Annotated in this window: 20 protein-coding genes; 11 read left to right on the top strand and 9 right to left on the bottom strand. The window is 73.6% G+C overall.

Annotated elements, in window-relative coordinates:
• Positions 1–185 precede the first annotated feature (185 nt).
• On the bottom strand, positions 186–833 hold the full coding sequence (locus ACFVU7_RS36200; RefSeq protein ID WP_388049672.1) for a transglycosylase family protein: 648 nt from the start codon (positions 831–833) through the stop codon (positions 186–188).
• 456 nt (positions 834–1,289) lie between these two features.
• On the opposite strand from ACFVU7_RS36200, the gene ACFVU7_RS36195 reads away from it, so the two are divergent.
• Genes ACFVU7_RS36195 through ACFVU7_RS36185 form a run of 3 tightly spaced genes read left to right on the top strand, consistent with a single transcriptional unit; the run spans position 1,290 to position 3,665 of the window.
• Positions 1,290–1,616 (top strand): hypothetical protein, encoded by a 327-nt coding sequence (locus ACFVU7_RS36195; protein WP_159028505.1) that lies wholly within the window; start codon positions 1,290–1,292, stop codon positions 1,614–1,616.
• A 17-nt stretch (positions 1,617–1,633) separates the two neighbouring features.
• Positions 1,634–3,040, top strand: coding sequence for a hypothetical protein (locus ACFVU7_RS36190; RefSeq protein ID WP_388049669.1), 1,407 nt, complete (start codon positions 1,634–1,636; stop codon positions 3,038–3,040).
• Between the two features lie 52 nt (positions 3,041–3,092).
• Positions 3,093–3,665: a hypothetical protein gene (locus tag ACFVU7_RS36185; RefSeq protein WP_388049666.1), complete on the top strand. Its 573-nt coding sequence runs from the start codon at positions 3,093–3,095 to the stop codon at positions 3,663–3,665.
• Positions 3,666–3,911: 246 nt separating this feature from the next.
• Here the strand turns inward: ACFVU7_RS36185 and ACFVU7_RS36180 are convergent, their stop codons facing one another.
• The gene (locus tag ACFVU7_RS36180; RefSeq protein WP_388049663.1) at positions 3,912–4,700 is read right to left on the bottom strand and encodes a TIGR04222 domain-containing membrane protein; all 789 of its coding nucleotides are present in this window, start codon (positions 4,698–4,700) and stop codon (positions 3,912–3,914) included.
• Between the two features lie 59 nt (positions 4,701–4,759).
• On the opposite strand from ACFVU7_RS36180, the gene ACFVU7_RS36175 reads away from it, so the two are divergent.
• The 3 genes from ACFVU7_RS36175 to secD all read left to right on the top strand — a co-directional run bounded on the left by ACFVU7_RS36175 (position 4,760) and on the right by secD (position 8,167).
• Positions 4,760–5,008 carry a hypothetical protein gene (locus ACFVU7_RS36175; RefSeq protein ID WP_388049660.1) on the top strand — a complete coding sequence of 83 codons (249 nt, stop codon included), beginning with the start codon at positions 4,760–4,762 and terminating at the stop codon, positions 5,006–5,008.
• Between the two features lie 213 nt (positions 5,009–5,221).
• Positions 5,222–5,656: a hypothetical protein gene (locus ACFVU7_RS36170; protein WP_388049659.1), complete on the top strand. Its 435-nt coding sequence runs from the start codon at positions 5,222–5,224 to the stop codon at positions 5,654–5,656.
• A 177-nt stretch (positions 5,657–5,833) separates the two neighbouring features.
• A complete protein-coding gene (gene secD / locus ACFVU7_RS36165; RefSeq protein ID WP_388049656.1) occupies positions 5,834–8,167 on the top strand; it encodes a protein translocase subunit SecD in 2,334 nt (777 codons plus the stop codon).
• A 329-nt stretch (positions 8,168–8,496) separates the two neighbouring features.
• On the opposite strand, the gene ACFVU7_RS36160 is transcribed toward secD, so the two are convergent.
• Positions 8,497–9,645, bottom strand: a complete 1,149-nt coding sequence (locus ACFVU7_RS36160; RefSeq protein ID WP_388049654.1) for a protein-L-isoaspartate(D-aspartate) O-methyltransferase — start codon at positions 9,643–9,645, stop codon at positions 8,497–8,499.
• A gap of 548 nt (positions 9,646–10,193) precedes the next feature.
• Between ACFVU7_RS36160 and ACFVU7_RS36155 the strand changes: the two genes are divergently transcribed.
• The gene (locus ACFVU7_RS36155; protein ID WP_074003571.1) at positions 10,194–10,460 is read left to right on the top strand and encodes a hypothetical protein; all 267 of its coding nucleotides are present in this window, start codon (positions 10,194–10,196) and stop codon (positions 10,458–10,460) included.
• A gap of 222 nt (positions 10,461–10,682) precedes the next feature.
• On the opposite strand, the gene ACFVU7_RS36150 is transcribed toward ACFVU7_RS36155, so the two are convergent.
• Positions 10,683–11,747, bottom strand: a complete 1,065-nt coding sequence (locus tag ACFVU7_RS36150) for an aldo/keto reductase (protein ID WP_388049651.1) — start codon at positions 11,745–11,747, stop codon at positions 10,683–10,685.
• A gap of 117 nt (positions 11,748–11,864) precedes the next feature.
• On the opposite strand from ACFVU7_RS36150, the gene ACFVU7_RS36145 reads away from it, so the two are divergent.
• Complete coding sequence (locus ACFVU7_RS36145; protein WP_388049648.1) at positions 11,865–12,767, top strand: helix-turn-helix domain-containing protein; 903 nt, start codon at positions 11,865–11,867, stop codon at positions 12,765–12,767.
• 49 nt (positions 12,768–12,816) lie between these two features.
• On the opposite strand, the gene ACFVU7_RS36140 is transcribed toward ACFVU7_RS36145, so the two are convergent.
• The 3 genes from ACFVU7_RS36140 to ACFVU7_RS36130 form a co-directional block, all read right to left on the bottom strand.
• Entirely contained in the window at positions 12,817–13,455 is a 639-nt protein-coding gene (locus ACFVU7_RS36140; RefSeq protein WP_388049645.1) for a hypothetical protein, read from the bottom strand.
• Positions 13,456–13,527: 72 nt separating this feature from the next.
• Positions 13,528–15,108, bottom strand: coding sequence for an alpha/beta fold hydrolase (locus tag ACFVU7_RS36135; RefSeq protein WP_388049642.1), 1,581 nt, complete (start codon positions 15,106–15,108; stop codon positions 13,528–13,530).
• 284 nt (positions 15,109–15,392) lie between these two features.
• On the bottom strand, positions 15,393–16,502 hold the full coding sequence (locus tag ACFVU7_RS36130; RefSeq protein ID WP_388049640.1) for an FAD-dependent oxidoreductase: 1,110 nt from the start codon (positions 16,500–16,502) through the stop codon (positions 15,393–15,395).
• Between the two features lie 124 nt (positions 16,503–16,626).
• Between ACFVU7_RS36130 and ACFVU7_RS36125 the strand changes: the two genes are divergently transcribed.
• The gene (locus ACFVU7_RS36125) at positions 16,627–17,220 is read left to right on the top strand and encodes a TetR/AcrR family transcriptional regulator (protein ID WP_117486506.1); all 594 of its coding nucleotides are present in this window, start codon (positions 16,627–16,629) and stop codon (positions 17,218–17,220) included.
• 156 nt (positions 17,221–17,376) lie between these two features.
• Complete coding sequence (locus ACFVU7_RS36120; protein WP_388049637.1) at positions 17,377–17,925, top strand: hypothetical protein; 549 nt, start codon at positions 17,377–17,379, stop codon at positions 17,923–17,925.
• A 342-nt stretch (positions 17,926–18,267) separates the two neighbouring features.
• Here ACFVU7_RS36120 and ACFVU7_RS36115 read toward each other — a convergent pair whose 3' ends face one another.
• Both ACFVU7_RS36115 and ACFVU7_RS36110 read right to left on the bottom strand, forming a co-directional pair.
• Positions 18,268–18,765, bottom strand: coding sequence for a phosphoribosyltransferase (locus tag ACFVU7_RS36115; protein WP_049651192.1), 498 nt, complete (start codon positions 18,763–18,765; stop codon positions 18,268–18,270).
• Between the two features lie 139 nt (positions 18,766–18,904).
• The gene (locus ACFVU7_RS36110) at positions 18,905–19,900 is read right to left on the bottom strand and encodes a helix-turn-helix transcriptional regulator (protein ID WP_388049634.1); all 996 of its coding nucleotides are present in this window, start codon (positions 19,898–19,900) and stop codon (positions 18,905–18,907) included.
• A gap of 135 nt (positions 19,901–20,035) precedes the next feature.
• Between ACFVU7_RS36110 and ACFVU7_RS36105 the strand changes: the two genes are divergently transcribed.
• Positions 20,036–20,434: a VOC family protein gene (locus tag ACFVU7_RS36105; RefSeq protein ID WP_388049632.1), complete on the top strand. Its 399-nt coding sequence runs from the start codon at positions 20,036–20,038 to the stop codon at positions 20,432–20,434.
• The last annotated feature ends 5 nt before the right edge of the window (positions 20,435–20,439 follow it).

The raw sequence follows: 20,439 nt of genomic DNA, 5'->3' as shown, positions 1-20,439 counted from the left end.
CGGGAGGCTGGCTCGTGAATCTCCGCCTGGTCCTGAGTCGTTGGCGACTCCACACCAGTGCCGCGGTGGAACGCTCCTTCACAGGCGGGGTGATGATGGCATGGCGCGAGTGGCGAGGTGGACCATGAGGTGCCCGGGCTACGGGTCGAGCCGCCGCTCGTACGGGCCCGCTCCGCCGGCGGGCGTCAGCGCAGTGCGAGGACCTGGCCGGGCAGGAGCAGATCGGGGTCGTCGCCGATGGTGTCCTGGTTGAGTTCGTAGAGGGCGGGCCAGCCGCCGTCCGTGGCGAAGGCCTCGGCGATGCCGCCGAGGGTGTCGCCGGGTTCCACGGTCCAGGTGTCCGGGCAGTCCTCGTCGTCGTCCGTGCAGACCGGAGCGGGGGCGTCGGCGTGGGATGGCGGGGCGGCGGAGGCATGGGGCCGGGTGTGCGCCGGCCGGTGGCTGCCGGTGTGAGCGGCCGGGTGGTCGCCGCTGTGTGCGGCACGGGCTCCGCAGGCCGGCCACGGGGTCAGGCCGCGACGCTCGGCGAGGTGTTCGGCCACGGCGATCTGCTGTTCGCGGGTCGCCCGGTCCGCGCGCGGCGCGTAGGCGAGGCCGCCGTTCGAGCGCCAGGTCCCGCTGTCGAACTGTAGCCCCCCGTAGTAGCCGTTGCCGGTGTCGGCCTGCCAGCGCCCTCCGCTCTCGCACCTGGCGACGGCATCCCAGTCCACTCCCGTTCGGACCCCCGCGCTCGCCGCGGCGGCGGACGCTGTTGCCGTACCGCCGGCGAGGGCGACGGCGAGCAGGGACAGCAGAACGACGACCAGGCGACGGGCCACGGACAGCGGTGACATGAACGCTCCGTACTCCGGGAACAGGGACCGGGCACCGAAGTGCCCCTCCCACCCATGCACCTGACGTTCTCCATGGATGGTAGCGAAGCGCCGATCTCGCTCAACCGGCGGCTCGACACCACTCGAACGCGCGACCGGGCCACCGGGCCACCGGGCTACCGGGCCGAGCGATCGCCCGAGGGGGCCCGGAACGTCTCGTCGCGCCGTCCGGGTGGGCCACTCGTGATCACGGCGGGCTCCGACCTGCGGCTGCGCCCTCGGGGCCGAGGACGGGCGCAGCGGTCGGGAGCCGGGCACCGCCCGGGGCTCGGCTCTGCGGTCGGGCCCCGGGATCGGTCGATAGCATTTTTGCTGGCTGTCCGTCAAAACCCTGATGCGCTGGGCTTGTTCGGGCTCGTCATTTACGCTGGGCGGCGGTTCGATCACGCAACTGGTGTGTCTGAGGGGGCTGAGACGATGGCAGGGTTCCGAGTGAATCCGCAGGACCTGCGCGACGCGTCGAAGAGCGGCTACGCGGTGGCGAAGGGCATCCAGCAGGACTGGGCGGAGGCGTTCGGCCACGCGCCGCCGGCCCTGGGCCTGCCGAACTGGTCTTTCGAAGGAGCGGCCCAGGCCGCCCTCCACGACCTGGGCGAGCACATCGACCGCATCACCACCAGAACCCTGGCGGAGGCGGCCGGCAACCTGTCCATCATCGCCAGGAGTTACGAGAACACGGACAACGGCGCCGCCTCGACGGTCGACGGCGCCGGTGCGCAGACCGGGACAGGGGGGCAGGGCTGATGCCGCACTACTGGGGAATGATCAAGGAAGCCGATGTCGGCACGCTCAGGACGGCCGTCCAGGTCCTGACGACCTTCGAGGGCAGGTACAAGCAGCAGGTCACCGCCTGGCAGACGATGCAGCGCACCCTCGCCTCCTCGTCCTGGCACGGCCAGGCGTCGGACGCGACCACCACCGCGCTCCAGAACCGCACCAACCAGCTGCTGCTCGTCGACCAGTTCATCGAGGACCTGCGCCGGATGCTGACCGACGGCATCGACAGCGTCCTCCTCCTGCAGGCACGCCAGCAGACGCTCATCACGCGGGCGACCGGCAACTGCCTGGAGATCGTCGCCGCCGACGTGAACGCCACACCGGTGGTGCGCGTCCTGCCGCCCGACCAGCACTCCCGCAACGACCCCGAGTGGCGCAAGGAGGTGGAGGCCGCCCGGGACCGCCTCGTGACGGACATCGACGCCCTGTGCACCTCCGCCCGGGGCGACGACGACCGCCTCGCCCGTGCCCTGGCCGCCTTCGACTACATCGCCAAGCAGGACGGGGACTACTACCCGGAGAAGGTCGCCGAGATCACCAAGGCCGTCGCCGAACTCGACCGGATGCCGGGCGGCGGCGTGGGGAGCGGCGGCGGCAACCCCGAATCCAACCGGGCGTGGTGGGACTCCCTGCCCGAGGCCACCCGGCAGCAGCTCATCCAGGACCGCCCCGGCTGGATCGGGTCCCTGGACGGCGTGCCCGCCGAGGTCCGTGACCAGGCCAACCGGGCCTGGCTGCCCCAGCTGCGCGAGGAGATGGCGCGAGAACTCACCGGCCCCCCTTCGCAGAACATCACCCAGGCGAACCTGGACGGCCTCGACGCCCTCCAGAAGCAGATCGACACCCCCGGCGTACCGCCCCAGCTCCTGCTCAGCGTGGACGACCCCCGCTCGGTGTCCCACGTCCCGGGCGCCGTCCTCGCCTACGGCAACCCCGACACCGCCACCCACATCGCCGCCTACGTCCCGCCCGACCCGGCGGTGGGGACCCTTCCCGCGGACGCCACCGCCGCACGCAACCTGGCCGTCGCAGCCGGGAAAGCGGACCCGACGAAACCGACCGCGAGCATCGTCTTCACGAACCTCGGCCCGGCCGGCGACCCGTACCAGACCCCCACCGCCTCACTCAGCCCGCTGCGCGACGGCGGCCAGACCATCCACGGCACGTACAACGGACTGCGGGCCTCCCACCGCGACGGCAACGCCACCCTGAGCGAGGTCGCCGCCCCCGCCGACGGCTCCGGGTTCGCCGTCGCCAGCACCCCCCTCGCCGACACGGGCAAGCCCGGGTGGAACTTCACCCCCGACTCCATCGTCGCCAGGACACCGGGCGGCCCCGACGACCCGTCCTCCCGCCACACCGCCGCCAACGCCATCGTCGGGCGCCGGTAACGGCCCCGGGAACAACGGCCCGGGTGTCACACGGTCCGCCTATCCTCGCGGTATGAGCTTCAGGGGGTACTGGGTCGTGATGCCGGTGCCCGTCGACGTGGTCGCCGACGTGGCCCCGGTGTTCACGCCCCTGATCGACGCCCAGGCGGCGGCAGGCCGCGAGGGGCTGGAGCGGTGGCGCCACGAAAGCCCGGGACGACCGGACGTGACGGAGCTTCACGACCTGGCCGCCCCCTACCTCCTCGACGACCATCTCGACGTGCTCTTCGGGATCTGGGGCACCCACGAGGCGGCCGGCCCGTTCCTGAAGTCCTCCTGCCGCAAGGGCTACCCCGCCGTCGGCCTCGCCCACGCGCTCCGAGCCGAGCGGTTCCTCGCCCTGCCCGGCTGGTTCGGCCACTTCGTCCTCACCCCGCAGGAGGTCCGCGCCACGCTCACCGCCGTCCAGGCCGCACTCGACCTGACACCCGACCAGCGCAGCACCGTGGAGCAGCGCCTGTACGACATCCTGGACGAAGTCTCGGAAGAGGACGCCGCCGCCCTGCTCGACGACCTTGTACCGGTCTGGCGAAGAGCCGCCGCCACCGGCCAGGGCCTCATCGGCGCCCAGGCCGTCCCCTGCTGAACACACCTGCCACCAGCGGCTGTTGACAGGATCGGGCCGCATGAGCCACATGCGGTGCGGAGAAGGCCGCAGGCAAGCCTCCGCACTGGCGGGGCCGATGGGGCGTCGTGGTCGGTGCGGTGTGCGGACCGGCGGGCCACAGGTCCGCGCTGGCGCGCACCACGGCGGGAGGGCCCGGCAGCGGTGCTGAGCCGCAGTCCGCCGACGGGCGCCTGTACCGGCAGCGGCATTCGGGGTCACCCGAGATCAGAGGTCGCCGCCGTAGATCGCGGCGTCGCCGGACCCCTCGTACGGGCCGTAGTCGCTGCCGGTGCGGGCGACGGTCTCCCGGGCCCCGCGCCCGCCGAGGAGCGCGGCCCGGGCGGCGAAGTCCGGCAGCAGCAGGCGCAGCGCCCGGCGTCCGTACAGTGCGGTCAGCAGTCCTGCCCCGTCGGGCCCCGGCCGTGTGCCACCTGATGCCACCGCCCCGTTCAGGGGGTGCCGGCGGCGCAGCTCGCGAAGCAGCCTGTGTCCGGCGAGGGTGCGGGCCGGAGCGCAGAGCAGCATGAGCGGGAGTACGGCCATGGGCAGGCCTGTCCACCAGGCGCCCCGGGCGGTGGCGAACGCGCCCGTGGCGCACGTGGCCGCAGCCAGCACGCTGGATGCGGCCAGCCGGGCCGGACCGCAGCGCAGGCCGCGGCGGACCAGGTCGGTGCGGGTCTCCTCGCGGGCCCGCCGCACAGGTGGGGTGGTCACGGCGTCGGCCCAGGACAGGTCCCGGCCGAACGCCGTCCGCGCTGCCCGGTGCAGTGGAGTTGCGTCCTGCCCTGAGTGGGCGTGCACCACCCGCCGCAGGCGGCCCCGTCGGTCGGTGTCGAGCACCCCCGCGAGGTGCAGTTCGACGACGGCCACGACCAGTGCGGCCTTCGATCCCCCACGGACCCCCGCGATCGCCGCGGCTGTCAGGCCGTCAGTCCTCCCCCGGGCCGGGTGCCATCGCAGCAGCGCCGCCCCGAGGAGCGCGGCCACCGCGCACACCACACCGACCGATCCCATCAAACCCCCCTGAAGCACGGACCACCCGACGGCCCTCCCCCGGCCACCGTTCCCGCAGGATGACAGAGCGGGAAGGCGACGCCAAGCGGCCGACCAGCCCGACCGCCATGCCGCCGGAGCGCGATGAGAGCGCGGACGGCGATCCCGTCGAGCGTGCCGACAGCCTTCGTCTGTCCATGGGCGAGGCGGACGCGTGGAAGTCCCAGGGGTCGACGTCCTCGGTTCGGGCCTCCCCGCGCAGGCGGAGCGAGCGATCGTACGGCGGGTGCACGCTGGAGATCGGCTACTTCCTCGGCCGGCGGCACTGATCCGCGGACGCCGGGTCAAGGGCGCCGGATCGAGGGCGCCGTCCTTCGGGAGGGCGCCCTCGCGCCACCGCGCAGGTCCCCGCCGGACCGTGACCCCGGCCTCGGCCGGTCCGCTCCGCCGCCCCGGCCTCCCCGCACGACGGTGTCGTCGCCTACAGTGAGAGCTTCTTGCGGGCGGGGCCTGGTGACGGCACGAGCGGGGAGGGGGCCGGAGTGGAGCGACGCGTACGTCGGACCGCGGCGGCCGCGCTGTCCTGGGCGTTCCTCACGGCCTGGGCCGTCTGCCAGGTCCTCCTCGGCACGACGACGGCCACGGCGACGGGCGCGGCGCAGCCGGCCCCCGGCACGCCGCCCGCCGTCGCCGCCCCGGCGGCCCCCGCCGTCGCACGGCTCGGCCCGGCGGGCGCGGAGGTCCGGCGCGCTGCGGACCGCCCCCGCCACGACGTCGCCCAGCGGCAGACGGCCGCCGCCGAGGCCGGTGTCCGGCTGCCCGCGCTCCCGCCGGCCGCGCTCCCGTCCGGCCGGACGGACGCCCCCCGGCCCCGGCCCGGGATGTACGCCCCGGGGCCGCGCCAGGAGCGGGCGCCGCCGTCCGATCGCTACGACCCCCGCCACACCCGCGGTCCCCCTTCCACCCGGTCCAGCTGACGTTCCACCGCGCCCGCCGACCCGGGTGCCGCGGCCTGCCCGCGGCCCGGACGGGAAGGCTCCGGCCACCGTGCTCGGAGCGTTCCCGGCGGCGCGCCGTCCCCTCGCGTCCGCCCGTCCCGGGTGCGGCGTCCCCCTGCGGACGCCCGGCTCCCGCGGACCGCCCGTGGAGTACCCATGCCTATTCGCCGTGCCGCGTTCTGGCGCGCGCTCGTCGCGCTCGCCGTCGTCGGCGTCTCGTTCTACGTCGCCCTGACCACCCCGCCCCGCCTCGGGCTCGACCTGCGCGGCGGCACCCGGATCGTCCTGGAGACCCAGGACTCGCCCACTGTCCGCGCCGACGCGGACGCCACCGACCGGGCGCTGGAGGTGCTGCGCCGCCGGGTCGACGGTCTCGGTGTCGCCGAACCCTCGCTCGCCCGCGCCGGGGAACGGCGCATCGTCGTCGAACTCCCCGGCGTCCAGGACCCCCGCGAGGCCGCCGGGGTCATCGGCCGCACCGCCCAGCTCACCTTCCACGCCGTCACCGCGACCGCCGACGGCCCGGCCGGACCCCCGGCGGCGGACGGCTCCCGGGTCCTCGCCGACCCCGGCCTCCCCGGCGGCCACCTGCGGCTGGGTCCGCCGGTGCTGACCGGCGACGGCGTCAAGGACGCCTCGGCCGTCCTCGACACCCGGACGGGCCTCGGCTGGAGCATCGACCTCTCCTTCCGCGGCTCGGCCGGCGACGCCTGGGCCCGGCTCACCGGGGAAGCCGCGTGCGCCGCGCCGGCCGACCCCGCCCGCCGGGTCGCCATCGTGCTCGACGACCGCGTCCTGTCCGCCCCCGGCGTCCAGGACAGCGTGCCCTGCGGGCAGGGGATCACCGGTGGTTCGACCCAGATCACCGGCGGTTTCTCGGCCGACGAGGCCCGCGATCTCGCCGCCCTGGTCAAGGGCGGTGCCCTGCCCGTCCCGGTGACGGTGATCGAGCAGAGCACTGTCGGCCCCACCCTCGGCGCCGAGGCGATTCGGGCCAGCGCCCTCGCCGCGGCCATCGGCCTGCTCTGCACCGGGGCCTTCGTCATCGCGGTGTACCGCCTGCTCGGTGTGCTGGCCACCGTCGCCCTCGCCCTCTACGGACTGATCTCGTACGCCGCCGTGGTCGCGCTCGGCGCGACGCTCACCCTGCCCGGGCTGGCCGGCTTCGTGCTCGCCATCGGCATGGCGGTGGACGCCAACGTGCTGGTCTTCGAACGGGCCAGGGAGGAGTACACCGCTCCTCGCGCGGTCGGCCCCGGCAGGGAGCGGGACCTTCGGCGCCCGCTGCGCGTCGGGTTCGCGAAGGCATGGAGCGCGGTGGCCGACTCCAACGTGACGACGCTGCTCGCCGCCGGTCTGCTCTTCGTGTTCGCCACCGGCCCGGTCAAGGGCTTCGGGGTGACGCTCTCGATCGGCGTGCTGGCCTCGATGTTCTCGGCCATGCTGATCACCCGGCTGCTCGCCGAGTGGGCGGTGCGCCGGCCCGCCGTCGCCCGGCGGCCCGCCCTGACCGGCATGGCCACCGTCGGCCGGCTCCGGACCCGGCTGACCCGGCGGCCGCCCCGGCTGATGCGCCACCGGCGGCGCTGGCTGGGCGTCTGCGCCGGCCTGCTGCTGCTCGCCGTGGCCGGGATCGGCGGGCGCGGCCTGGACTTCGGCGTCGAGTTCACCGGCGGTCGGGTGGCGCAGTACACCGCCGCGCAGCGGGTCGACGCGGACGCCGCCCGCGCGGCGGTGGTCGGCGCCGGGTTCCCCCAGGCCGTGGTTCAGACCACCGGCGACACCGGGGTGTCCGTCCGCACCAAGGAGACCGGCGACGACCAGCAGGAGCGCATCCGGGAGGCGCTCACCGGCGTCACCGGCGAGCTGTCCGTGGAGCGCGACGAGCTGATCGGGCCGAGCCTCGGCGGCGAGCTGCGCGGCTACGCGCTGGCCGCGCTCGGGCTCGCGGTCGCCGCCCAGCTGCTCTACCTCACGATCCGCTTCCGGTGGGCCTTCGCGGCCGCAGCGGTGATCGCGATGGCGCAGGACCTGCTGCTCGTCCTCGGCCTCTTCGCCTGGCTGGGCAAGCCGGTGGACAGCGTCTTCCTCGCCGCGCTGCTCACCATCGTCGGGTACTCGGTCAACGACACGGTGGTGGTCCTGGACCGGCTGCGCGAGCTGCGCCGGACCGGGACGAAGGCGAACTGGGCGGATCTCGCGGACCGCGCCGTGGCGCAGACCCTCCCCCGGACGGTGAACACCGGCATGGGGGCGCTGTTCGTCCTGGTGGCCCTGGCGGCCTTCGGCGGCGACGCGCTCGCCGACTTCTCGGTGGCGCTGCTGGCCGGGGTCCTGCTGGGCACCGCGTCGACGGTGTTCACCGCGATGCCGGTGGTCGTCCTGCTCCAGGAGCGGTTCCCGGACCGGCCGCAGGAGGCCGGGGAGGCACCGGCGCCTCACGCGGCGGGCGCGGCGCGGGCGCGCGACCACAACGGGGCGGTGGTCTGAGCGGCGTTGGTTCGGCCGGGAGGCCGTGCGTGCCGCGACCGGCCGACTGCTCTCGGTCGGCCGGCCGGCGGGCGAGCAGGTGCAGGTGCTGGACGTCAGCGCCATCGGACGGCGGAGCGCCGTCCTGACGCACGATGAGACGCCGACCTGCTGGTCAACGGCCGCCGTACAGCGGGACGTTCGGGCGCCGCAGGACGCGGGGCGGCGGCCCGCCGGATCGTCCGGCGGGCCGCCGAGGAGCGCGGGAGGTCTCGTCTCCCGGCCGATCCGGTACCGGGAGACGTGCCGGCCGGACCGCGGGGGAAGCCGCTGTCCGGCCGGGCTCAGCCTTACCCCCGTACGGATGGCAGCGGGTTGGCCGGCTCGTCCAGCCACGCCCGGTGCCATCCGTCCGTGTCCACGGTCAGCCCGAACCGGTCGAAGCCCGGGCGGCCCTGCTTCTCCCACCAGCGGACGACATCCTCGATCTCCGACCACATCCGGCGAGGACCCGACTGGCGAACCTCGTACCGTTCCGCGCCGTCCACGAAGTCGACCGTGGCCCAGGACGTGACGCCGGTGTCGAACAGCCACAGGGTGGTCATCCCGTCGCCGTCGCTGCGCCGGTAGTACGCATCGGGCACGGCCAGGCCCACGACGAAGGACGCCAGCCAGTCGTCCACGACATCGAGCGGACTGAGGGTCGTGTACTCCTGCGCGGCGTCGCCGGGCCAGTCGCCGGGCAGGTAGTCGTCGACGGGCGGGCCCTGGTAGCGCTGTTGACGCATGCGCATGAACGCCGAGGACCCCGTGAACGGCCCCTCGGCGGTGCGGCCGGCGGCGGTGAGGCGGGCGACGGCTCCGCCGCCGAAGAGCGGCGCGAAGGGCAGCACCAGCACTCCCTGCGGCCGGATCTGCCCGATCACGGCCGCGGGGACCTCCCGTACCGAGCAGGTGAGGATCCCCCGGTCGTACGGGGCCCGCGGCGGGTACCCGTCGGCGGCGTCGCCCACTACCGCGGTCGGGGCGTCGTCGAGGGCCCGGAGATTCGCCTCGGCCTGGGCGGCGACCTCCCGGTCCAGTTCCACGGTCACCACGGCCTGCGCGCCTTGGCGCCGGGCCAGCAGCGCGGCGTTCCAGCCCGGGCCGGTCCCGCCCTCCCAGACCGTGTGGCCTTCGTGGACGTCCAGGTCGCGCAGCATGGAGGCCACCATCGTCGGCATGGAGACCGACGACGTCGGCTCCCGCTGCCCGCCGTCCGCGTCGTCCTCCCACTGCGTCACGATCGCCACGTCGGAGTACGCGAGCTCCAGCCACCTCCCGGGGTTCTCCGTCCGGTCGCAGCGCTCGTAGCCGTCGCTGGTGCTCGCCCAGACGACGTCCGGGAGGAACAGGTGGCGCCCGACGTCGAGGAAGGCCTGACGCCAGCCCGGGGTCAGCGCACCCGAGGCCTCCAACCGGTCGACGAGCCGGCCCTGGAGGTCGGCGATCGCCGTCACTTGTGCTTCGGATCGGGAGTCGGGCCCTGTCCGTCGGGATTCGGCTTGGGGCCGATCTGCGGGCCACCGGGCTTGGCGTGGGAGCCGCCCCTACCGTCGTTCGGGCCGCCCTTGTTCTCGTCACCCACGGGTGATTCCCCCTTCTGTGCGACGCTCCGAGAATTTCAGAGCAGAGCGTAGGTGGGCGAGCACCCAAAGTAAATGGCGGTCCCACCGCTCCTCCTCGCGGGACAGGCACGGCTGGCCGACCATCCCGGGTGGGCCAACGCTTCGGGTCGTACGGCGCACAGGAGCAGCCGGGGAGCGCGCGCGGCGCCACCCACGCCGACGCCGGGCGCCTTGCCGAGGAGTGGGAGCGATACGACAACCTGGCGAGGGAGCAGTTCGTCGGGAAGTGCTGGAATTCGCATGCAGTGGATTCCTGCGGCAACCAAGGCCGCACCGTGGTTCGAACAACCCGGAGGCGTCACTCAGTTCTCCCTTGAAAAGCCCGTCAAGGTACTCTGCGCCGCGGAATACCTTGTCTTCGAGAATGGAAAATCCTGCTGATGGATCGTCACCAACTTCTGACGCGCCTCACCGAGGCAGGTGTGAGCGACCGCTTCTACGGGATCAGCACGCGGGGTCTCTCGACGTCCAACCATCTGCACGAGGCGGCCCCCGTCCTCACCGAGGGCCGCGACGGTCGATGGACGATCGACGTCTATGAGCGTGGCGAGCACTGGGAGGAAGCGAGTTTCGATTCGGAGGAAGAGGCGTGTTCCTACCTCTACGCAGGGGTCATGAGGCAGTGGGAGCTCTACGGGTCTCAGTGAGGTGAACAATCGAGCGCAGAGCCGCCGGGTCCTGGTGGTGCAGGACGACGTGGACGTCCATGATCGGGAGCGGGGTGAGACTGGCTTCGGTGGTGCCCATGTCCTCTCTAACTTCCCTACGGGGTTTAGGTGTTGATCGTCCAGTGCGGCACCGCTCCCAGGATGGCCTGTGCGGTCTGCTCGGGGAGTCAGGTGGGTGGCGTCTCGGGGCGCCGGCGGGTCTCAGGGGCGGGGGGCGATCTTCAGGTCGCCCCGGGTGACCTGGCGGATGTGGGGGCCGGCCAGCAGGTCGTGGGGGTAGCCGAGTTCGATGCGGCCGGCCTCGTCGAGGCGGTCCGACTGGGCGGCGCTGAGTTCGACCTCCAGGGCGCCCAGGTTGTCCTCCAGCTGCGTGAGCGTGCGGGCGCCGACGACGGGCGCCGTCACGCCCGGCCGGTGCAGCGTCCAGGCGAGCGCGACCTGCGCGGGTGTGCGGCCCAGTTCGGCGGCGACCTCCTTCACGACCTCGGCGACGGCGAGGGCGCGTTCGGTGACCATGCCCAGCCCGGCGTTGAAGCTCCTCCGGGTGCCCTCCCCCGCGCCGGCGGCCGCCGCGGTCAGGTCGGCGCGGCCGTACGTGCCGGTGAGCAGGCCGCCCGCCAGCGGGGAGTACGGCAGCACGCCCAGGCCCATCTCCCGTGCCATCGGGACGAGATCGCGTTCCGCCGCCCGGTTGAGGAGGTTGTACTCGATCTGCAGGGCGACGAGCGGGGACCAGCCGCGCAGGTCGGCGACCGCCTGCATGCGCGAGACCTCCCAGGCCGGGACGTTGGAGACCGCCACGTACAGGACCTTGCCCTGCCGCACCAGGTCGTCCATGGCGCGCAGGATCTCCTCGACCGGCGTCGTGAAGTCCCACACGTGCAGGTACAGCAGGTCGAGGTAGTCCGTGCCCAGCCGCCGGAGGCTGGACTCCACCGAGGCGAACATGCTCTTGCGGTGGCTCCCCGCGGAGTTCGGGTCGCCCGGCCGGCGCAGCGTGGTGTACTTCGTCGCCAGCACCAGGCCTTCGCGGCCGCCCCGGGTGAACTCGCCCAGCTGGCGTTCGGAACTGCCGTCGGTGTACGTGCTGGCGGTGTCGATGAAGTTGCCGCCGCGCTCGACGTAGGCGTCGAACAGCCTGCGCGCCTCTGCCTTCTCCGCGCCCCAGCCGAACTCGGTGCCGAACGTGGCCGTGCCCAGCGCGAGCGGTGAGACCCGCAGTCCGGAACGGCCCAGCAGCCGGTAGCTGTCGAGGGTGAGTGCCATGGTGACCTCCCGTGTTCGTGATCCGTCGTCGACAGCGAGTCTGCGGTGGCGACGGGGCACGGATAAGGGAGGGGACTTCCTGGGAACATCTGTCCTACCCTGGCTGTTGCGCCGGTCATGACGACCTCCGCGCCGGACAGGACCCAGACCCAGGAGCTGGCCGCGTTCCTGCGCAGCCGGCGCGAACGCCTGGATCCCCGGGACGTCGGCCTGCCGGCGCGCCTCCGGAACCGCCGCACCCCGGGGCTGCGCCGTGAGGAGGTCGCCGAACTGGCCGGGGTCAGCGTCGACTACGTCGTCCGGCTGGAACAGGCCCGCGGGCTGCGCCCCTCCCCCGACGTGCTCCAGGCCCTGGCCGGGGCGCTGCGCCTGGCCCCCGACGAGCGTGCCTACCTCTTCGACCTGGCCCTGCGGCGGCCCCCCGGCGCCGACCGGCCCGCCACCGCCGCCGCGCCGCCGCTGGCCCGGCTGGTCGCCGACCTCGCGCCGCTGCCCGCCATGCTCCTGAACCACCGCTACGACATCCTGGCCTGGAACGCCGAAATGGCGGGACTGATGGTGGACTTCGACGCCCTGCCGCCCCCGCAGCGCAACGCGATGTGGCTGTGCCTCATGCACCCGCGGGTGCGGGAGTTCTACCTCGACCGCGAACGCGTGGTGCGGGAGGGGATCGCCCACCTGCGCGCCGCGTGGGCCGCCCACCCGGAAGACCGGGCCCTGAGCGGCCTCATCGCCGAATTCACCGCCGGTGACGAGGAGTTCGCGCGCCTGTGGGCCGAGCGGGACGTCCGGGTCAACGGCCGCGGCCACAAGGCGCTGCGACACCCCGAGGCCGGCGTCCTCACCGTGCAGTTCGAGACCCTCAGGCCGCTCCAGGACCCGGACCAGCTGCTGGTGATCTACCGTGCGGCGGACGCGGAGAGCCAGGCGGCCCTGGACCGGCTGCGCGCAGCTGCCGCCGGGCCGCGGCAGAGGCCCGACGGGCTCTCGCACGCGTCCGGCTCCTCGCACCGGCCCTGACCGTCGGCCACTCACCACGGAGCGGCAGAGGCGGCACCTGTACGCGGAGTCAGCCGAGGTCGAACTGCCAGTACGCGGTGTCGCGGAACCCGGGCGACTTCGGGGCGACCTCGATCGTGACCGGGCCTCCCGCCTTGTCGGGCTTCACCCGCACCGGCACGGTGCGCTTCTGCTCCGTGCCGAGGGGCGGCGTGAGGGCGGTGACGGTCGCGGCCTGGTCCAGGAAGGTCATGCTCGCAGCAGGGACGGGAGCGGAGCCGAAGGCGGAAGGGGTGGACAGCGGGCCGGAGTCGATGGCCTTCCCCGCCCGGACCACGACGGCGGCGGAGCCACCGGTCGTGCCGACGCCGGTGTCGGGGGACATCCCGCCCGGGCGCAACTCCTCACCCGTGCCGTTGTCGTAGGTGATCGTGAAGCTGTAGCTGCCGTCGGGTTCCCGGCGGGGAGGGCCCACGGTGATCCTCAGGCCGTCGTCGTAGCGGGCGGTCCCGCCCGCGCCCAGGGGCTCGACGACGCTTCCGGGGCCTTTGACGTACCCGTGCTGGGTCAGGGAGTCCTCGAACTTGGCCAGCGCCATGGCTCCCAGGACGACCAGGGCGGTGAGGACCGCCAGCGCGACCCCGAGGACGGTGGCCCAGCGCGGGGTGTCGGAGGGCCGGGGGCAGGCGGGAGCCGCGTTCGTGTCCATGCGGGTCACGGTAGGGAAACAGCTGGTCGGAACGCATGAGCGGACGTACTCAAGGGCCACTGAGTAGCGGAGCTACGCGGTGCAGGTGCGGTCGCGGGCGGGGAGGTGTCCGGTGGCGAGGTAGGCGTTGACGGCGGTGTCGACGCAGGAGCTGCCGTGGACACCGTAGTTGGCGTGCTGGTTGGCGCCCGCGAGGGTGAGCAGGCGGGAGCTGGGGAGGCGGTCGTGCAGGGCGGTGCTGCGGGTGTAGGGGACGCGGGGGTCGCCGGTGGAGGCGACGATCAGGGCCGGGGTGTCGTGGCGGACCTGGACGGGGGCTTCGCGGGGGCGGTCCCAGAAGGCGCAGGGGGTGATGTTCTCGGTCAGCGGGGCGAACAGCGGGTGGGCGGCGCGGGCGCGTTCGATGTCGTTCCAGTACGTCTCGGGGTCGCGCGGGGCGGGTGCGTCTCCGCACAGGATCGCGGTCTGGGCGCTGCCGGTGCTGGAGCCGGCGGGGGTGAACACGGAGCGCAGGAGGTCGGCGAAGGCGGGCGGCAGGGTGGAGGGGTGGCCCTGGGCGGCCCGGGCGAGCAGGGACATCTGCTCGGCCAGGGAGGCGCGCGCCGGGTCGGTGTCGTCGGCCATCCCCGTGAAGAGCAGGGCGGGGACCTGGCTGTCGTCGAGGCGGAAGGCGTCGGGGGCGGTCCCCACGGTGAGCGGTTCGCGGGAGGAGGCGGCGATGACGCCGTCGAGGGTGGCGCGTACCTCCTCCCGGGTGCGGCCGAGGCCGTAGGTGGTGTCGCGGGCGGCGGTCCAGTCGGCCCAGTCGTCGTACGCCTTCTCGTTCTCGGCCTCGGTTCCCTTCATGAGGCGGGGGCTGTAGCGGTCGGGGTCCAGGGCGCTGTCGAGGACCACCCGGTCGTAGCGGGCGGGGAACATCTGGGTGTAGGCCGTGCCCAGGTAGGTGCCGTAGGAGTAGCCCAGGTAGGAGATCCGCCGTTCGCCGAGCGCGCCGCGCACGACGTCGATGTCCCGGGCGGTGTTGCGTGTCGTGACGTGCGGCAGGACCTCGGCGTTGGTGGCCCGGCAACGGTCCGCGACGTCTCTGGCCCGGGCGGTCTGGCGGTCGAAGCCGGCCCGGCCGGGGCCGGCCGACAGCAGGCCGGGCCCGGAGGGCAGACCGCAGTCCAGGGGGGTGCTGCGGCCGGTGAAGCGCGGGTCCATGCCGATCACGTCGTAGCGGGCGCCGGTTTCCTTCATCACGGGGCGCACGGTAAGTCCGATGCCGAGGCCTGGGCCGCCCGGGCCTCCGGGGTTCACCAGGAGGGAGCCGATCCGGCGGCGGGTGTCGGTGGCCTTCAGACGGGACACGGCGACGGTGATGGTCCTGCCGCCGGGGTCGCCGTAGTCGAGGGGTACGGTCACGTCGGCGCAGCGCGCGCCCGCGGCGTCGAGGGCGCGGCCCGTCCGGTCGTCCCCGCCCCGAGCGCAGCCGTGCCAGTCCAGGGGCTGCTGGTAGTAGCGGCCGAGTCCGGCGGCAGGGGCCGCGTCGACGGCGACGGCCGGCGTCGCGGCGAGGGCGGCGGGTGCGACGGCCAGGCAGGTGGTGAGGCCCGTGGCGAGGACGAGCCCCGCCGCCGAGGCGCGCCGGACGGTGGTGCCGGTGATGGTCATGCTGCTCTCTCCCAGGGGGGTGACGGACGCGTCCGGCCCGGAGGACGTCCGGGCCGTGCCGGTCGAGCCTCTCAACGCACCTGCTCCGAAGGCATCGCCCTGCGACACGAACTGGCGGTACGTCAGACGCACCACGGCGGGCCATCGGTATACGACCGGCGTACCACCCGCCCGTACCTTCCTCAGGGCGGGCGCGGTACCGGAACGCGTCGAGGGGGCCGTCGGAGTCGATCCCCTGGACGACTTCGGCGCCTTCGGCATCGTCGAGCGGTGGTGGAGTCGACTCAGCGGGCCGTCGCGGGGACGAGGTGGTCGAGGCCCTGGGCGCTTCCCGTCGCCGCCTTGATCGAGCGGGGCAGCATGACGTGCTCGTAGGCGCGGACGGCGTCGCCGACGCTGGATTCGGTGACGAGGGCGTGGGCGAGGTCGGCGCCGTCGAGCATGGCGAGGTTGGCGCCCAGCCCGACCGGGGGCATCAGGTGTGCGGCATCGCCGAGCAGCGTCACTCCGGGCACGTGCGTCCAGGCGTGCGGGGCGGGCAGCACGTGCAGGGGCCGGCTGACGAAGCCGTGGTCGCTGTCGCGCAGGATCCGCAGCAGGCTGTCGTCCCAGCCGTCGAACAGCTCCAACAGGTGCTCCCGCACGGCCCGTTGGTCGCCGAGGTCGAGTCCGGCGGCCGTGTGCCAGTCCTGCGGCTCGCGCAGCGCGAGGTAGCCGCGGATGTGACCGTTGCTGTTGCGCTGGGCGACCAGGGTCCGGCCGACGCCCTTCGCCAGCAGCGATCCGCTGCCGACCAGTCGGGCGAGTTCGGGGTGGCGGGTGTCGCACTGGTCGAAGCCGGTCTCGACGAAGGTGACACCGGTGTAGCGGGGTACGGCGGGTGACAGCGCCGGGCGGACCCGTGACCAGGCGCCGTCGGCACCGACCACCAGGTCGAACTCCTCGGACGTACCGTCGCCCAGGAGCAGCCGGCACGTGCCGCCCGCCAGCGCGGTGACCCCGGCGGCGGCACGGTCCCACCGCACCGTGTCCGGGGCGAGCGAGTCCAGCAGCAGGCCGCGCAGTTGGCCGCGGTCGATCTCCGGCCGGCCCCCGCCCGCGGTCGGCCCCCGCTGCGCGAGGAGGGCGCCGGTGGCATGGTCGAGCACCCGCCACTCGTCGCCCTCAGGGCGGGCGAGGGCATGGAACCGGTCGAGCAGGCCTGCCGACCGCAGGGCGGCCTGGCCGGTGTCGGCGTGCAGGTCGAGGGAGCCGCCCTGCGGGCGCGCGTCGGCGTCGGCTTCACGTTCGAACACCGTGACGGCGCGGCCGTGTTGCTGCAGGATCCGGGCGCAGGTCAGGCCGCCGGGGCCGGCGCCGACGATCGCGATGCGGGGGGCACGGGCAGTGGGCATGGGTGCGTCCTTCCGGTGGTGGGCGGGTCGCCGGGCGGCCCGACACCACCAAGAAAGCACACTCGCTAAATAAGTGCAATGACTACACTTTCAGAGTGGATGCACTTCGGGCTATGGTGGTCGGGTGACCGAAGCGATTGGGCGCCGCGAGCGCAAGAAGGCCCAGACCCGCCAGTCCCTGGCCGACGCCGCACTCGAACTCTTCCTCGAACACGGCTACGACCAGGTCGGTGTCAAGGACGTCGCCGACGCCGCGGACGTCTCGGTGACCACCCTGTTCAAGCACTTCACCAGCAAGGAGGCGCTGGTCTTCGACCAGGACGACGACCTGGAGGCGGCCCTCGTCGCGGCCGTGCGCGAGCGGCCCCCGGGCCGGTCGGTCCCACAGGCGCTGCGCGAGCACCTGCTGCTGAACCAGACCCGGTTCGCCATTCACACCGCCGACCCGCGGTTCGCCGACTTCACCCGCCTGGTGCAGGACACCCCCGCGCTGCGCGACTACTCCCAACGGATGTGGACCCGCCACGAAACGGCCCTGGCGCGGGCCATCGCGCAGGCCGTGGACGCGCCCGACGACGACGTCAGCTGCGTCGCCCTGGCCCGGTTCGCCCTGGCGGCCCGCAGCCTGATCCTGCAGCACCCCGAACCGCGCCGGGCCGCCGACGAGGCCTTCGCCCTGCTCGAACACGGCTGGGCGGCCTCCCATCCGAGCAGCTGACCCGATCCGCGAGAGCCCCGATGCGCGCGCAGGCGCTGGGTGCTCCCGGCCGCGGCCCCTGTGATCCGCGGATCGCACCGATTGTCGCGAAGCCTTGACACTGCGCCACGGGCTGAGAACCCTGGTGCTGTACTCCAGGGACGCGAGGGACACGGCATGCCATGGGTTGACGAGAGCAAACGCCACCGGGGTTTCCCGGCGGCGGTGTTGGCGGACGGCAGCGAGCCGGAGCCGCTGCCGGACGGGCGCACCACCTGGTGGCTCTACAACGGTGCGGACGGCCCCCGGGCCACCGCGGTGCGCGGTGGTTGCAGCTGCGGCTGGCGGGGCGAGCAGGTGCACCGGTTGGACTTCGGCGACGACTCGGCGACCGAGGCGGTGGGCAAGGACACCGGGCCGTTCGCGGACTGGGAGTCGCACGTCGACCTGGCCGAGGGTGTGGTGCCGCGCGAGGTCGAGGACCTGATCGCGGCGCTGGTGGACCGGATCTGCGACCTGACGGAGAGCAGGCCGTACGCCGCGGCCCGTGCGGCCGGCCGGTTCGAGCGCGCCGCCGCTTCGACCGCGCTGCTGGCCGGCCGCAGGGCCCACCACAACCTGATGACCTGGGAGTACATCGGCCGCGCCTTCGGCTGCGGGCCGGCGGAGGCGCAGGAGCGGTTCGGCGAGACGCCGCAGGACGGCGGCCGGGACGACGAGGTGTAGGTCGTCGGTCGTCACGCATCGGGCGGGCGATGCGAGCACCGGTGCCGGCTGCGAGCACCGGTATCAGCTGCGAGCACCGGTATCAGCGAGGACACCGCCAAGCGGGTGCCCGCGTCACCACGACGGGCACCCGCTCCTCAACCACCCCCGGTCCTGCCAGGACCGGGCTCCCGCCCCGATGCTGCCGCACCGCTGCCCGCGCGCGCCAGCTCCACCCCCCGAAGGGGTGACAGGTCCCAACCCTTCCGATTTTCTCTGCTCCGCGGGAGCCCGCCCTGGGAGCGTCCCGGCCTGGGGGGCGTCCCGGCGTGCGGCGCGGACCGCTTCCGGTCAGGCCTCCGGTCAGGCGTCGAGGACCTGGCCTTCGCGCTTGACGACCGGTCCTTCCGTCGACCACGGGAACTCGATCCAGTCGTCGGTCCGCTTCCACACGTACTCGCACTTCACCAGGGAGTGCGACTTCTCGTAGATGACGGCGGACCGGACCTCGGCGACGTGGTCGAGGCAGAAGTCGTGCACGAGTCGCAGGGTCTTGCCCGTGTCGGCGACGTCGTCGGTGATCAGGACCTTCTTGTCGGTGAAGTCGATCGCGGCGGGAACGGGCGCCAGCATGACGGGCATCTCGAGGGTGGTGCCCACGCCCGTGTAGAACTCGACGTTCACCAGGTGGATGTTCTTGCAGTCCAGCGCGTACGCCAGACCGCCCGCCACGAACACCCCGCCGCGGGCGATGCTCAGGACGAGGTCGGGCTCGTAGCCGTCGTCGGCGATCGTCTGCGCGAGTTCGCGCACCGCCCGCCCGAAGGTCTGGTAATCCAGGGTCTCACGCACATCAGTCACGACGATCAGTGTCCTTGGCCGTCGGCCGGGCCGCGAGTTCCGGCACGCTCTGGACCGGAAGTGTGGTGCTTCACACGTCGGCCGAGCGCTCCGGTCCCCGGGCAGGCCGGTCGGCCTGCGGGAAGCCGGGCGGGTGCCGTCAGGTCCGGCGGGCGTGGGAGGCCAGGCGGTCGGCGAGGGCGGTGACGAGGGTGCGCAGTTCCTCCGGGCGCTCGATGACGAACGGGCGGTCGATCGCGGCGAGGAGCGGCGGCAGCCAGTCGAGGCGCTCCGCCCGTAGCTCGACGCGCAGCCAGCGCTCGGCGGTCGGGTCCCCGTCCGGTGTCGGTGCCGGGTCGTGGTCCTCCAGTGTCGCGACGCCGGCGGGCAGGTGGGCGCGGATCTGCTCGACCGTGCCGTGGATGCGCAGCGTCACCTCGTGCCGGTAGTCGGCCGTGGCGAAGCCCGACAGCAGGCGGTCGGCCGGGTCGGGGCCGGCGGGCGCGTCGAACGTGCCGGGCAGGGCCCTCGCGTCCGCGACGCGGTCGAGCCGGAAGGTCCGGTCCTCGCCGATCCCGGGGTCCGCGCCCGTGACGTACCAGCGGTTCGCGTGGGCGACGATCCCGTACGGGTGCAGCGTGCGCTCACTGGGCCGGCCGTCGCGGTCGGTGTACCTGAGGGAGACCGGCCGTCGGTGGCGCACCGCGTCGGCGAGGGTGAGCAGGATCCCGGCGTCAGGGGCGGCGTCCCCGCCGGAGCCGTCCGTGAAGGAGAGGGCGTCCAGGAGCGTGTCGAGCCGGGCCGCGACGTGCCGGGGCAGCACCCGGCGGATCTTGGCCGCCGCGGTCTCGCCCGCCGTGCGCTCGGCCGTCGCCAGTCCCGTCCGGCGTCCGGCGAGCAGTCCGAGCAGCACGGCGAGCGCCTCGTCCTCGCCGAGCATGAGCGGGGGAAGGCGGTAGCCCGGGGAGATCCGGTAGCCGCCGTACCGGCCGCGCACCGACTCCACGGGCACGTCGAGGTCGATCAGGTGGTCCACGTAGCGCCGCACGGTGCGCCCGTCGACGCCGAGGCGGTCGGCCAGTTCGGCCAGCGTCCGGGTACCGCCCGACTGCAGCAGCTCCAGGAGGGTCAGCACACGGCCGGTGGGTCGGGACATGACCACAGCCTAGGCGGATAGTGGACAGGTTCTGTCCACTATCCCTCCTAGTCTGCGGAGCGCACGGCCGTTCAGCGGCACCAGCACTCAGCCGCGCGACCGCGGCCGGCTCCGACCCCGTCCCAGGAGGACACCATGGACTTCGTTTCGATCCGCATCATCACCGGCGACGTCGCACGCCTGGTCGAGTTCTACGAGCGCGCCACGCGGGTGCGGGCGGAGTGGGCGACCGAGGACTTCGCCGAGCTCCGGACCACGGGCGCCACCCTCGCGATCGCGGGCACCCGCACCGTCCCGTTGTTCGCCCCGGGCTCCGCCCGCCCGGCCGCCAACCAGAGCGTCATCACCGAGTTCCTCGTCGACGACGTGGACCGCGTCCACCGCGACCTGACCGGGTTCGTCACGGACTTCGTCACCGAGCCCACCACGATGCCCTGGGGCAACCGCTCCCTGCTGCTCCGCGACCCCGACGGCAACCTCGTCAACTTCTTCACGCCCGTCACCCCGGCGGCCATCGCGAAGTTCACCCGCTGACGGGG

The organism is Kitasatospora sp. NPDC058046, from assembly GCF_042885595.1.
Taxonomy (GTDB): Bacteria; Actinomycetota; Actinomycetes; order Streptomycetales; family Streptomycetaceae; genus Kitasatospora.
This window is presented reverse-complemented; position numbering and strand designations above follow the sequence as displayed.

Excerpts from the sequence above, each read along its gene's own strand:
- ACFVU7_RS36175 (WP_388049660.1), top strand. The coding sequence starts at position 4,760 with ATGACAGAGCGGGAAGGCGACGCCAAGCGGCCGACCAGCCCGACCGCC.
- ACFVU7_RS36190 (WP_388049669.1), top strand. The coding sequence starts at position 1,634 with ATGATCAAGGAAGCCGATGTCGGCACGCTCAGGACGGCCGTCCAGGTC.
- ACFVU7_RS36200 (WP_388049672.1), bottom strand. The coding sequence starts at position 833 with ATGTCACCGCTGTCCGTGGCCCGTCGCCTGGTCGTCGTTCTGCTGTCC.
- ACFVU7_RS36135 (WP_388049642.1), bottom strand. The coding sequence starts at position 15,108 with ATGACCATCACCGGCACCACCGTCCGGCGCGCCTCGGCGGCGGGGCTC.
- secD (WP_388049656.1), top strand. The coding sequence starts at position 5,834 with ATGCCTATTCGCCGTGCCGCGTTCTGGCGCGCGCTCGTCGCGCTCGCC.
- ACFVU7_RS36130 (WP_388049640.1), bottom strand. The coding sequence starts at position 16,502 with ATGCCCACTGCCCGTGCCCCCCGCATCGCGATCGTCGGCGCCGGCCCC.
- ACFVU7_RS36180 (WP_388049663.1), bottom strand. The coding sequence starts at position 4,700 with ATGGGATCGGTCGGTGTGGTGTGCGCGGTGGCCGCGCTCCTCGGGGCG.
- ACFVU7_RS36195 (WP_159028505.1), top strand. The coding sequence starts at position 1,290 with ATGGCAGGGTTCCGAGTGAATCCGCAGGACCTGCGCGACGCGTCGAAG.
- ACFVU7_RS36140 (WP_388049645.1), bottom strand. The coding sequence starts at position 13,455 with ATGGACACGAACGCGGCTCCCGCCTGCCCCCGGCCCTCCGACACCCCG.
- ACFVU7_RS36150 (WP_388049651.1), bottom strand. The coding sequence starts at position 11,747 with ATGGCACTCACCCTCGACAGCTACCGGCTGCTGGGCCGTTCCGGACTG.
- ACFVU7_RS36145 (WP_388049648.1), top strand. The coding sequence starts at position 11,865 with ATGACGACCTCCGCGCCGGACAGGACCCAGACCCAGGAGCTGGCCGCG.
- ACFVU7_RS36110 (WP_388049634.1), bottom strand. The coding sequence starts at position 19,900 with ATGTCCCGACCCACCGGCCGTGTGCTGACCCTCCTGGAGCTGCTGCAG.
- ACFVU7_RS36185 (WP_388049666.1), top strand. The coding sequence starts at position 3,093 with ATGAGCTTCAGGGGGTACTGGGTCGTGATGCCGGTGCCCGTCGACGTG.
- ACFVU7_RS36155 (WP_074003571.1), top strand. The coding sequence starts at position 10,194 with ATGGATCGTCACCAACTTCTGACGCGCCTCACCGAGGCAGGTGTGAGC.
- ACFVU7_RS36105 (WP_388049632.1), top strand. The coding sequence starts at position 20,036 with ATGGACTTCGTTTCGATCCGCATCATCACCGGCGACGTCGCACGCCTG.
- ACFVU7_RS36120 (WP_388049637.1), top strand. The coding sequence starts at position 17,377 with ATGCCATGGGTTGACGAGAGCAAACGCCACCGGGGTTTCCCGGCGGCG.